At 61.7% G+C, this 12,394-nt stretch carries 8 protein-coding genes and 1 pseudogene; 7 read left to right on the top strand and 2 right to left on the bottom strand.

What is annotated here, in order from left to right:
* Both CAF53_RS25665 and CAF53_RS25660 read left to right on the top strand, forming a co-directional pair.
* Positions 1–392: pseudogene (locus CAF53_RS25665) on the top strand (ABC transporter substrate-binding protein); the annotation flags it as partial.
* A 180-nt stretch (positions 393–572) separates the two neighbouring features.
* Positions 573–1,055: a MarR family winged helix-turn-helix transcriptional regulator gene (locus tag CAF53_RS25660; RefSeq protein ID WP_100240024.1), complete on the top strand. Its 483-nt coding sequence runs from the start codon at positions 573–575 to the stop codon at positions 1,053–1,055.
* A gap of 145 nt (positions 1,056–1,200) precedes the next feature.
* On the opposite strand, the gene CAF53_RS25650 is transcribed toward CAF53_RS25660, so the two are convergent.
* A protein-coding gene (locus tag CAF53_RS25650) for an IS5 family transposase (RefSeq protein ID WP_100240023.1) occupies positions 1,201–2,045 on the bottom strand; the annotation gives its coding sequence in 2 pieces (ribosomal slippage) (positions 1,201–1,295 and positions 1,295–2,045; 846 coding nt in all).
* A gap of 29 nt (positions 2,046–2,074) precedes the next feature.
* Here CAF53_RS25650 and CAF53_RS25645 point away from each other — a divergent pair.
* From CAF53_RS25645 to CAF53_RS25635, 3 genes are all read left to right on the top strand, one after another.
* Complete coding sequence (locus tag CAF53_RS25645; protein WP_100240022.1) at positions 2,075–4,999, top strand: Tn3 family transposase; 2,925 nt, start codon at positions 2,075–2,077, stop codon at positions 4,997–4,999.
* A gap of 89 nt (positions 5,000–5,088) precedes the next feature.
* The gene (locus CAF53_RS25640; RefSeq protein WP_157801384.1) at positions 5,089–5,433 is read left to right on the top strand and encodes a tyrosine-type recombinase/integrase; all 345 of its coding nucleotides are present in this window, start codon (positions 5,089–5,091) and stop codon (positions 5,431–5,433) included.
* 147 nt (positions 5,434–5,580) lie between these two features.
* Positions 5,581–8,499: a Tn3 family transposase gene (locus tag CAF53_RS25635; RefSeq protein WP_100239704.1), complete on the top strand. Its 2,919-nt coding sequence runs from the start codon at positions 5,581–5,583 to the stop codon at positions 8,497–8,499.
* Positions 8,500–8,553: 54 nt separating this feature from the next.
* Here the strand turns inward: CAF53_RS25635 and CAF53_RS25630 are convergent, their stop codons facing one another.
* Positions 8,554–9,762 (bottom strand): glycosyltransferase family 2 protein, encoded by a 1,209-nt coding sequence (locus CAF53_RS25630; protein WP_242443660.1) that lies wholly within the window; start codon positions 9,760–9,762, stop codon positions 8,554–8,556.
* A gap of 300 nt (positions 9,763–10,062) precedes the next feature.
* Here CAF53_RS25630 and CAF53_RS25625 point away from each other — a divergent pair, with 300 nt between their 5' ends.
* Together CAF53_RS25625 and CAF53_RS25620 are read left to right on the top strand one after the other, a co-directional pair.
* Positions 10,063–10,950 carry a replication initiator protein A gene (locus CAF53_RS25625; RefSeq protein ID WP_100240032.1) on the top strand — a complete coding sequence of 296 codons (888 nt, stop codon included), beginning with the start codon at positions 10,063–10,065 and terminating at the stop codon, positions 10,948–10,950.
* 485 nt (positions 10,951–11,435) lie between these two features.
* Positions 11,436–12,284: a helix-turn-helix domain-containing protein gene (locus tag CAF53_RS25620; RefSeq protein WP_100240019.1), complete on the top strand. Its 849-nt coding sequence runs from the start codon at positions 11,436–11,438 to the stop codon at positions 12,282–12,284.
* Positions 12,285–12,394: the final 110 nt, after the last annotated feature.

Below are 12,394 nucleotides of genomic sequence, written 5' to 3'. Positions count from 1 at the left end.
TCTTCCCGGATTTCGTGGACGTCGAAAAGGCCTATTTCGCCAAAACCGGCATTTTCCCGATCATGCACGTCGTGGCGATCCGGCGCGACGTCTACGAAAAGAATCGGTGGATCGCCCAGGCATTGTACAAGGCGTTCACGGAGGCCCAGCGGTTGAGCTATGAGCATCTGCTGGTCTCGGCCTCGCTGAAAACCATGCTGCCCTGGCAGATCGCCGCCGTGGAAGATACGATCGCCACGATGGGCAAGGCATGGTGGCCCTATGGGATCGACAAGAACCGCCACGTTATCGAGACTTTCACGCGCTACCACCACGAGCAGGGGCTATCGCCCCGCCAACTTACGGTAGAAGAGATGTTTGCACCCGAGACTTTCGCTGAATTTCGGATCTAGGCCGCGGTTGGCGATGCGTCGCTGACGATTGCCCCCGGGAAACGGTCGCCGTCCCCGGGGGCAAAATATGAAAATATGAATGCGGAGTGTCGGTATCCGTGGCGGCAAGCGCAGTTTTGTGGTGCGTTGAAATGGCCCATGTGCGAGTGATGACGGATTGAACCCATCAGGAGTGAACGGATGTCGCAGCAAGCCCCCAAACTCGATCCGGAACAGAGTTTGGGATATCAGGTTCGACGCTGCCATCGGCGGTTTGATCGCCTGTTGAGCGCTTATTTGGCCAGGCACGATCTCAAGACCGGTTTTTGGTATTATCTCCGCGTCCTGTGGCTGAAGGACGGTGTTACCCAGAAATATCTGAGTGACATGACCAGCGTGACGGAGAATACGACGGTCGCGATGATCAGCAGCATGCTCAAGCACGGCCTGGTCCAACGGGCCAAGGACCAGGATGATCGTCGTAAGGTCCGGATCACGCTTACGGAACATGGCCGCGCACTCGAGAAGGGACTGATGTCGTACGCGATCGATATCAATCGGGTCGCGGTCGCCGGCATCGAACCGCGAGAGATCGAGATCTGCCGGTCCGTACTCGAACGCATATCGGCAAATCTCGCTGCCGAATTCGACAGCTTGCCGGACAAGCCGGCTATTGAACAGTAATCTGATCACTTACCGGCTGACGCCGGTAGGATCATGGCAAGGGGCTGAAGCCGTTTTTGTGGGTATGCCGGTCGAGATATCGCATGATGATTTCATCGGTGACGTTGCCGGATGTGGTTGTGGTCTTAGAGCCTGACTCGGAAGTTCACCAAACATAGCAATACCTTGCCGTTCTGCGGGTGAGCATGCGGATGGAGGCGATTGTTGCCCATGTGGTGGACGAGGCAATGGTTGTTTCCAGTCCTTAGCAAGACGGCGGCATCGGCCGAGCCATGCAAAGGTTCGCTCGACTACCCAGCGGCGCGGGAGGACCTTGAAGCCGTTGGCCTTATCCGACCGTTTGATGATTTCGATCGTCCATTGCCCCGATCCAGCGATGGCATCGCGGAGTTTGTCGCCCGCATAGCCGCCATCGGCAAAAACATGGCGCAACCAGGGGAAGCGCTGCCGCACAGCCTTGAGGACATCGGCCGCGCCATCGCGGTCCTGAATATCGGCGGTATGCACGAGAATGAAGATGAGGAAGCCGCAGGTGTCGGTCAGGATGTGCCGCTTGCGGCCTTTGATCTTCTTGCCCGCGTCGTAGCCGCAAGGGCCGCCGCTTTCGGTGGTTTTGACCGACTGGTTGTCGACCACACCGGCACTTGGGCTTGCCTCGCGTCCTTCAATCTCGCGCAGGTTCATGACCAGCACCGTGTTCATCGCCTCGAGCAGACCAGCGTTGCGCCAGGCGTAGAAATAGCGCTGGACCGTCGAGACTGGCGGGAAGCATTTGGGCAGAAGCCGCCAGGCACAACCGCTCGCCGCGATGTAGAGCAAGGCGTTCAGGACTTCGCGCATGTCCGTTGCCCGGCGCCGACCTCCCCGCTTGGCCCCAGGGATGAACGGCGCTGCCAACGTCCACTCCCGATCCGTCATATCGGCCCCGTGACCGCGAAGCTGTGCAAAATGGCCATTTGGCTTCGCGCGTCCGGTGATCCGGGTTAGCATGCCGCTGCGGCGTGGATCAGGGGGCGTGCATGAAGCGACTGTGGTCGGTGGACGAGTTGGGTGAACGCTGGACGCTGTCGCCCGACGATGTTGCGTTCATCGCTGGCAATGCTGATGCCGGTAAGCTGGGGCTCGCCTGTCAGCTGGCGTTCTGGCGGTCGCAGGGCCGTTTTCCAGATGAGGAAGCGGACCTCGCCCCGGCCGTGATCGCGCATCTCGCCGGCCAGATCGGCGTCGAGGCAGACGTCGAGAGCTACGCGTTCACCGGTCGCTCGGGACGCCGGCACCGCCAGCTTGTTCTCGATCATCTGGCGGTCGGCACCTTTGACCATGCGGCCGAGGCAGCGTTTCGGTCGTGGCTGCTGTCGGACATGCTCCCCCGCGAGCCGACACTGTCCGCGCTTGAGGACGAGATCACCGGATGGTTCGCCGCGCGGCGGGTTGTCAGGCCCGGATCGTACCGCCTCGACCGACTGGTCCGCTCGCTTCGCGCCGGCCACGATGATGCGATGCTCGCCGCCGTCGGTGATCGCCTTGACGATGGAGCCCGCTCGCGCCTGAACGCACTGCTCGCCGACGATGGTGAGGGCGCGGCCTATACGCGGCTGTCCGCTGATCCCGGAAAGCCCGGGCTCGACAGCCTGCTGGCCGAGATCGCCAAGCTCGAGTTGGTTCGTGGACTTGAACTATCGGCAGAGTTGCTCGGCGGCGTGCATCCCGACCTTGTGAAGCGATTCCGCAGGCGGGCCGCGGTCGAGAGCGCCTGGGAGCTTCGCCGCCACCCGGATCGTATCAGGCTGCCGCTGCTCGCCTTCTATTGCGTCCCGCGCGAGGCCGAGATCGTCGACGGGCTGGTCGACCTGCTCATCCAGATCACGCACCGCATCACGGTCAAGGCCGAGCGGCGCGTCGTGACCGAGCTCTTGGAGGAAGCAAGGGCGGTCAGGGGCAAGACCGGCATCTTGTTCAAGGTGGCTTCCGCCGTCACCGGCGCGCCCGACGGCTCCGTGCGCGAGGTGATCTTTCCCGTGGTCGACGAGCGCACTTTCCAGGCGTTGGTCAAGGAGGCGCTCGCCACCGGCTCGGCGCCGGCGCGCCGCGTCCACAAAGCGGTCCGCGCCTCCTACGGCGCCTATTACCGGCGCATGATGCCGAAGCTCCTCGCCGCGCTCGACTTCCGCTCGAACAACAGCGCACACAAGCCGCTCACCGACGCGCTGGCGAAGATCCGCGCGGCCGAGAATGACGGACGGCAGTATTTCAGCACGGCGGAGGTCGCGATCGAGGGCGTCGTGCGGCCCAAGTGGCGCGATATCGTGATCGAGGAAGCGCCGGACGGCTCGGAGCGGGTCAACAGGATCAACTACGAGATCTGCGTGCTCCAGACCCTGCGCGAGAAGCTTCGGTGCAAGGAGGTGTGGGTCACGGGCGCCGGCCGGTTCCGCAACCCCGACGACGATCTGCCTGCTGACTTCGCCGAACGACGGGCGGAGTGCTATGAGCGGCTCGGCCTTACCACCGACGCGCGCGCCTTCACCTGTGCCGTAAAGGCGGAGATGGAGCAGGCATTGGCGGTGCTCGATCCCGGTATGCCGAGCAACACCAAGGTCAAACTCAATCCGCGCCGGCGTCACCCGATCGTCGTGACCCCGCTCGATCCCCTTCCGGCACCCCCCACCCTCGAGGCGCTCGGCGGCGAACTCGGCCGCCGCTGGCCGATGACGGGTTTGCTCGACATCCTGAAGGAGGCGGACCTCCGCATAGGCTTCACCCAGGCATTCTCGACGGCGGCATCGCGCGAGGCGACGGACCCCGACGAGGTCCGGCGGCGTCTGCTGCTCTGCCTGTACGGCCTTGGCACCAACGCCGGGCTGAAGCGCCTCGTCGTCGGCGACCACGGCTTCACCTATAAGGAGCTGCTCCACACCCGCCGCCGCTATATCGACGCCGAGTCCTTGCGGGATGCGACCAGGCGCGTGGTGAACGCGACGCTCGCCGCGCGCGATCCGGCGGTCTGGGGCGAGGGCACGACCGCGTGCGCATCGGACAGCAAGCACTTCGCCGCCTTCGACCAGAACCTGATGACCGAGTGGCACGTGCGCTACGGCGGGCGGGGCGTGATGATCTACTGGCACGTCGAGCGCCAGTCGGTGTGCATCCATTCGCGCCTGAAGCGCTGCTCGTCGTCCGAGGTCGCCTCGATGATCGAGGGCGTTCTCGCGCATGACACCGAGATGGAGGTCGATCGCCAGTACGTCGACAGCCACGGGCAGAGCGAGGTGGCGTTCGCGTTCTGCAAGCTGCTTGGGTTCCAGCTGCTACCGCGCCTCAAGGCGATCGCGGGCCAGAAGCTCTATCTGCCCGGGACCGGCACGGCGGACGATTACCCCAACCTCGGCTGCATCCTGACGCGCCCGATCGACTGGGCGCTGATCGAGCGGCAGTATGACGAGATGGTCCGCTACGCGACCGCGATGGCCGAGCGCACCGCCGATCCGGAGGCGATCCTCCGGCGGTTCACGAGGAACAACGTCCAGCACCCGACCTACAAGGCGCTTGCCGAGCTCGGCAAGGCGATGAAGACCGCGTTTCTCTGCCGCTACCTGCACGACGAGGCCCTGCGTCGCGAGATCAACGAAGGGCTGAACGTCGTCGAGACCTGGAACTCAGCCAACGGTTTCATCTTCTTTGGCCGAGGCGGCGAGGTCGCATCAAATCGGCTCGACGACCAGCAGGCGTCGGTCGCGGCGCTGCACCTCCTCCAGTCCTGCCTCGTGTACGTCAACACGCTGATGCTCCAGCGCGTACTCGCCGAGGAACGCTGGCGAGGGCGCATGACCGCGGCGGACGAGCGTGGGCTGACTCCCCTCATCTGGGCGCATGTCAGCCCGTATGGCGCGTTCGACCTGAACATGGAGCGCCGGCTCGACATTGAGGCAAGAATAGCCGCGTAAACCTCGACCGGCCTATTCACTCTTTACAAAAGGCGTATTTCGTCAAGAGTAGCTCCGACAGTAAGGCGATGCGCCAAGGAGAACGCAGCATGGCTGAGAAGGTGATCAGCCGGCGAAATGTAAAGAGTGGCGCCGATGCGGCCGCTGATGCTCACGAACGCCGCAAGGATTTCCTCACCGCAGCCGAAATCGACCGCCTGCTCGATGCCGCCAAGGCTGGCCGTCATGGACCGCGCGACCACCTGCTCCTGCTCATGATGTATCGTCATGGGCTCCGTGTAAGTGAGGCGACCGCGCTGCGGCGCGACGAGGTCGACGTTGCCGTATCGCGCCTGTGGGTGCGTCGCCTCAAAAACGGTTTGTCAGTCGAACAGCCGATCGCAGGCGACGAACTGCGCGCGATCAGGCGTTACCTCAGCGGAGGGTTCTCGTGACGGCGGTGCAAAAAGTGCCGCTAAGCAAGTTATTGAATTATCTAAATAAAAGCCAATTATGAGTTGTAACCCATTGATATTTAAGGCGAGTGAGGTTTTTCGACCTTTCGTCTTCGGCGTGTAGGCTCGTCTTGGGAGGGTCGAGTCGTGGATGTGCCGCTTCGACAATATCTTGGTTGGGAACGCTTTCCGGCAAATTTGACCGAAGCTGAAGTCGCTTCCTTCTTCTCACTTTCCGGGGATCAACGGCGAGCCGTTTGCCGCCGCCGCCGCCCGTTGAACCGGTTGGGCCTGGCGCTGCAGATCGGCTTTCTTCGACTAACGGGGGCGTCGCTTAATTCCGTGGAGATGATCCCGCCGCAAGTCCTGGCTCATATCGGCGCGGAGCTCGGGATTGCACCACCCCGCCTTGCCTCAATCCGCGCGCTTTACCGCCGCCGCCGCACGTTGTTCGAGCACCACGACGCAGCGAAACAGGCGCTGGGTGTACGCGATCTCACCGAGCATGGGGAACGTGCGCTAAATGGCTTTCTGCGGCGTGAGGCCGGCGACAAATTTCTGGTCGACGAGTTGGAACAAGCCGCGCGCGCATGGCTCCATGATCACCACTATCTCCAATTGCCCGGGCGGCGGCTGCGGGGGTCGGCGGCAGCAGCCCGCCGCCAGCACGATGGCGGACTGTTGGTGAGCGCAGTGGCCGCTGTGGGGACAGAACAAGCGAAAGCCTGGCCGCTCATGCTGTCGGAGACGATGACGAACGGCAAGACGCGATTGGAATGGCTTCGAGACAGTCCTGCGTCCCGTAAAACCAAAGGGCTCGCCGACCACATCGCGAAGATCGATTTTCTGAAGAAGCTTGGAGCCGAGAAGCTCGACCTCGGCTTGGCGACCGGAATGCTAAAGGCCCAGGCGCGATCAATGCTCTACCGCAAGCCTGCGACACTCAAGCGGATGCGCGGCGAGCGCAAGATCCTCGAGATAGCCTGCTTTTTACGCCTGCAATTGCTGCGTCTCACAGACGATGGTCTGGGAATGATCGATTATCGGATCGCCGATCTCTGGCGCCAGGCCCGGACCCGCGCCGAGGCGGCGGTTGAGGTCGAACTGCACCAGCATCAGGCGTTGGTCATGGACTTGGCATGCCTTGTCGATGACGAGAACAGCTCCGATTCCACCGTGCGCGACCAGATGCGCAGAAGACTGGCGCCGTTCCTGCCGGCCGGCGCGCACGGTCCGTCCACGAAGGTTGACCGGGTCCGGCGGGAACTGGCGACAGCAGCCAGAGGTGCCAGTGAGTTGCTGGGCGCCGCTTCGTCGATCAGTCTGGATGTCCCATCGACGCACCCGCTTGCGCAGGCCCTCGCGACACTGGGCCGGCTGGAGGTTTCGGGAGGACGACAACTGCCGGAGGGCACAGACAATCCATTCGGCCGGACATGGTCGTTCCTCATCGATCAACCGGACCGCGAGGCCGCCCTTGGCGGCTATAGGGCGGCGACGCTCGTGCTGCTGAAACGCTCAGTGCGCAATGGCCAGGCCAGCGTCGTCCACAGCCTGGAACATCGTGCCCCTGAGGACCGTCTGATTCCAAAAGCGCAATGGCAAAAGGAACGAGCACGGTACGCGCGAAACCTCGCGGTGTCAGCCAAGCCGGAGGTGACCATCCGCTGGATCAAGGATGAACTCGCGACGGCCTTGAAAGCGATCGATGCTGCGGTGTCCAAGGGCGATATCCGGATCGAAAACGACCGCTTGGTCGTCCCAAAACTCAAGGCGGCGCCGGAAGATGAAAAGCTCAAGGCCATTCGGCGCGAGCTATTCGCCGGCGTCGGAAAGATCCAGCTACCGGACCTGCTGATATCCATTGATGCCACTACGCATTTTTCCTGGGTCCTGTTGGGCAGGGCGCCGCGAAGCGAGCATGAACTCATACTCCTTTACGCGGCCCTGATAGCCCTGGGCTCCGATCTGACCGCCGCCGACATGGCGCGCATGACGCTCAATATTGAGGCCGACGCTGTCGGTGAGATGATGCGCCGCATCGAGGCGAATGGTCGATTGCCGGCAGCCAACCGTGTGGTACTTGATCATTTCAGGACGCTCCCGGTCACGAGATTGTGGGGAGGCGGACTTCAGGCATCAGCCGACATGATGAGCCTTGATGCAACCCGTCGTCTTTGGACAGCCCGCTATGATCCGCGCCGCCGCACGCCGGCGGTCGGAACCTACACCCATGTGCTCGACCAATGGGTGATCCTACACGACCAGGCGGTCGTGCTGAACCGTCGGCAAGCGGGGGCCGCTATCGAAGGGGCTCTTCGCCACGAATCCGTCGACCTCCACCGTGTCGCGGTGGATACCCATGGCCACACACATTTCGGCATGGCGCTGGCCAATCTGGTGGGGTTTGATCTCGCCCCGAGGCTGGCCGGGATGAACAAACGCAAGCTGTATCTCCCACGTGGCCTGAATATACCTGCCACCCTTCGACCGATTGTGAGCGAGACCGTCTCACTCAGTGCCATCACCCAGGGCTGGGACCCGCTCCTGCGGATTGCGGCATCGACCAAGAGTGGCTGGTGTTCGGCGACCTACGTTCTGGACCGCTTTGGCAGCGCCGCACGAGGCGATGAAGCATTTCAGGCAGGAGATGCCTTCGGCAAGCTCTTGCTTACCCGCTTTCTGGGCGCTTATCTTGGCGATCCGGCGTTCAGAGGGATGAATGACGCCCTGCTTAGCCAAGGTGAGTCGGTCCACACCCTGCAGCGCGCGATCTATTCCGGCCCGATCGGCGCACGGCATGGCCGGACGCCAGAGCAGATGGCCGCGATATCGTCAGGCCTGACATTGCTTACCAACGTCATCATGACGTGGAACGCGACCCGGATCGGTGAGGTTCGAGCGCGAATGCCGGACATCTTTCCGGATCACCACATCAAGCACATCGCCCCCAACGCGCACGAGCATATCAACACCAAGGGCGTCATCACGATTGACGTCTCGCTACACCGGGACCGGCTCTTGGGCGCGGGACCGCCAGCGGCCGGGATTAGAAATGTAATATGAAAAACCTCCCCAGTGAGGAATATCAATCACTTACAAGAAACAATGCGTCGTTATTTAAGCAATTTCAACGGGTTGCTTAGCGGCACTTTTTGCATGGCCGTCACGAGAACCCCATCGGGCATTGCGGCGTATCACCGGACGCAGCAGGCGAAAGCCTCTGCGCACCCCGAACAGATGCGCCACCACCACCATGATCAGCGCCAGATGGCCGCAAGTTGCAAGAAAGCCCGCCACAATGCTCCAACTGGTGCCGAACACCGGCTCACCCGGCAAAATGCCCGCCAGGTATAGCAGCGCCACTCCAAAGATCATCGCTGACAGGCCAAGCGCCGCCATTCCCGGCACCGCAAACACCCAGGTTGGGCTCAGCATAAAAAGATAGCGCAGATGACGCCAGCCATCGCGCCATGGACGCAGGTGTGGGGCACGGTCGCGCAGATCGACCGAAAGCGTAGCGGGCACTTCGGTCATGCGCAGTTTGAGCAGCGCAGCCTTGACTACCATTTCACTGGCAAATTCCATGCCGCTGCTCGATAGGCCAAGCCGTTGAAACGCATCCTTGCGGATCGCGCGCAGCCCGCAATGCGCGTCGCGAATGCCGGTGCGGAAAAACAGGTTGAGCACGCCGGTCAGACCGGGGTTGCCGATATGGCGATTTTTCCACGGCATAGCCCCCGGAGCAATCCCGCCCCGGAAACGATTGCCCATGCACAGCTCATATCCCTCGTCGAGCTTGGCGACCATCGCCACGCCTTCGACGAAATTGTAGCTGCCATCGCAGTCGCCCATCACGATATAGCGACCCGCTGCCGCCCGGCAGCCACCGATCAGCGCCGCGCCATAGCCACGCTCTGCCACTGGCACGACCCGTGCGCCCAGTTCGGTGGCGAGCGCCTGGCTGCCATCGGTTGATCCATTGTCAGCAATCATAATCTCGCCGCTCATGCCCAGCTTGGTGCGTAGCAGCGCGAGCGCGTCCAGTGCATTGGCGATGCAATTTGGCAGGCTCTGGATTTCGTTGAGGCATGGCATGATGATGGTGACATCGGGTGTTGCCGCCTCGCCGTGCTCGCGCAGCCGGGCTACGCCTTCTACAAATGCGCTGTGATTTCTCCCGGCGGATTTCATGTACACCCCTGTGAAAGCTTGCCTATAATTCCTTTCACAAAAATGGTTAAAAAGTTCCTTGGGTTCTTTCACACCGCCCTGCGTCACGGCGGTCCGGTGCTGGATTTGCCGGATCGCTTGAAACCAATGGTCCAAACCTATCACTCGTAGGAAATTTGGTGAATTTGGGTAGCTACCAGGTATCTACCATGCAGCACAAGGAACACGCCAGCGCCCTTCCCTTCGGGCGCAGGTCATCATAAGTCAGCGTCAACCGTGCCACACCGCTAGTAGGATGGGATGGCGGTAGAAGGGGCGAAGATGTTAAAATTTACCAGCGCTCAGCACAACGACCAAGCATGATGGCTCGGGGTTCATAGAAGGTACCTGAACTGCAGATTCGTGCTTTCGAGTAGAAATTGCCAAAGCGGCATAATGGGCAAGGGAACGATCATAATGGGCACCCCTCAGGGCGAACTGTTCAAGCTCGACAGCCCTCTTGTTGGCGAGATCCGCGGCGAGCGGTCGCTGATGGCTTTCCCCTTCTTTGCGCTCAGCAAAAACGCCTGGATGAAGCCCCTCGCCTACGCGACCCCCACCGTGTCGATCGAGGTGCGGCCGAGCGCGCGCGGCGTGGCGACCATCTACGACAAGGAAATCGTCCTCTACATCGCCAGCCTCATGGCCTCGAAGATCGACGAAGGCATGGCGGTTTCGCAGGATTTCACCTTCACCGCCCATGACCTGTTCAGCGTCACCGGCTCCAATCACAGCGCCCGTTCCTACTCACGTTTGGCCGATGCTCTGGAGCGGCTGCAGGGCACGCAGATCAAGACGAATATCGAGGCTGGGGGTGAAGGCGAGGACGGTTTCTTCTCCTGGTTGTCTGAAGCGCGGCTGCAATATGCACGTTCGGGCAAGGGCGAAAAGCGGCTGAAAGCGGTCAAGGTTCGGCTGTGTGACTGGCTGTTCCGTGCCATCCTGCGCGACCGCCAAGTGCTTGATTATGCTTCGACTTATTTCCAGCTGGGCCCCATTGAGCGCCGCATTTACGAGGTGGCGCGCTCGACCTGTGTCGATGGTGAGCCGCTGGAAATGGACCTCCAGACACTGAAACTCCAGATCGGTTTTCAAAACCCCCTCTCCAACTTCCGCATTGCCATGCGGCAGATCGCGGCGGCGAATGCCATTCCTGACTATGACATCAGCCTGATCGAGGACGCTCCCGCAGAGGACGGCCCCCGCAAAGTAGGACGCAGGCCCGCCAAGGCGCGTGTCATCCTCTCCCGCAGGCCGCAGCCGGGTCCTGAACTGATGATCGAGGATCAGGTCAAAGAGGCCTGAAAGCCCCCTTTCCTACCGCCGACCTGCAAAGGGCTTTGCCAAGCCCTTCCTGATTCGCGCCTGCACGGTTTTGGTGGGCTAATTTCTACTCGAAAGCACGAATTGGCCCGGTCTAATTCTACTCGAAAGCACGAATCGAGGGGCAATTCCTACTCGAAAGCACGAATCAAACCGGACGAATTTTCGCTTTCCTACTCGAAAGCACGAACCGTAAAGCCTTCCACCGCGCGGATATTGCTGCGAATATGTTGCAGCTGGCCATGGGGGCTGAGCTGAGATGACTGAAGGGGTGGCTGTGACCACATAATAGAAAGCCCGGCACGAAGGCCGGGCATCCATTTGGGTAGTGGAGCGACGTCGCCAAACGTCGTCCGGGTCACAAACAGTCCCTTCTCCCTACGCCAGATCGAACACCGTTTCAAGGATGCGCGCTTCGCGCCACGGTATCTTTTTGTCTGGTGACGGCCTTCCGCATGGAGGGACGAATGGGAACGCTTGGCTTTGGCGAGGCGATGGTGTCCGCGCTTGGCGCTGTGAAGACGCCGCGCCAAACAGGGTACGCACGGGCGCGATCCGGTGCGCCGCACCCGACAGGCGCGCCGGTGCTGCGCGACAGTGTGGAAGCAGGGACCTTCGAACATGTCTTCTTCGTCGCCCCTGCCAAGGGCGAGACCGACCGTTTGCTGCGCGCCGCCCGCCGCATCCTGGACGCGGGCCGCCAGCTGCGCAGCGAAGCTCGACGCGACGGCCGTGAACTGACTCCGGCAGAACGGCTGCTGACGTCACTTACCGCCGCCAGCGTGCGGGTTTTCGAAGAGATCCTGACCCTTGCCCGCCTCAACAAGGGCCGTGTCTTCCCGAGCTATGATCATCTCACGCAGGCAACCAGCCTGGGCCGCGCCACCGTCGCGCGGGCCCTCCGAATTCTGGAGGGGATCGGCTTCCTCGTCCGCCAGCGCCGTTTCAAGCGCGTGGAGGGCGACGGCCCCGGCCCCCGCTATGAGCAGACCTCCAACGCCTATCGCGCATTCCTGCCTAAGATCGTCCAGGCCTATCTGCCCCGCTGGATGCGCCCGGCCCCTATCCCTGACGACGAGTTGCAGCGCGAAGCCGACCGGATCGAGGAACTCGAGCATATGCACGCCCGACTGCCAGCCCATGAGCAGGCCAAGGCCGGGCTTAAAGGGCCCCTAGCCAAGGTCCTTGCCCGGCTCGACGCCGCGCTAGAGCGCAAGGAGCGTGAGTCTCAAAAAGAACCTCAACCGCTACTAAATTCATTTATAAAAGAGATCAGCGGAGTTGGCCTTGCCGGCCAACAACGTAATTCCATATGAAAACCTAGCTTCACCCTCCTGCCATCTTCAAACAACAACCAAATCCGGCAAGGGCAGAACGCACCGCTACGCGGCGCGAATGCTCCCCAGCGGGAGCAAGCGGTTATGGT

This window comes from Sphingobium sp. LB126 (assembly GCF_002795205.1).
GTDB lineage: Bacteria > Pseudomonadota > Alphaproteobacteria > Sphingomonadales > Sphingomonadaceae > Sphingobium > Sphingobium chungbukense.
Note: the sequence above shows the minus strand (reverse complement) of the source record. Positions and strands in the feature narration are given on the sequence as shown.

Bases quoted from the DNA above. Each gene is read 5' to 3' on its own strand.
- CAF53_RS25660 (WP_100240024.1), top strand. From the start codon at position 573: ATGTCGCAGCAAGCCCCCAAACTCGATCCGGAACAGAGTTTGGGATAT.
- CAF53_RS25645 (WP_100240022.1), top strand. From the start codon at position 2,075: ATGAAGCGACTGTGGTCGGTGGACGAGTTGGGTGAACGCTGGACGCTG.
- CAF53_RS25640 (WP_157801384.1), top strand. From the start codon at position 5,089: ATGGCTGAGAAGGTGATCAGCCGGCGAAATGTAAAGAGTGGCGCCGAT.
- CAF53_RS25625 (WP_100240032.1), top strand. From the start codon at position 10,063: ATGGGCACCCCTCAGGGCGAACTGTTCAAGCTCGACAGCCCTCTTGTT.
- CAF53_RS25620 (WP_100240019.1), top strand. From the start codon at position 11,436: ATGGGAACGCTTGGCTTTGGCGAGGCGATGGTGTCCGCGCTTGGCGCT.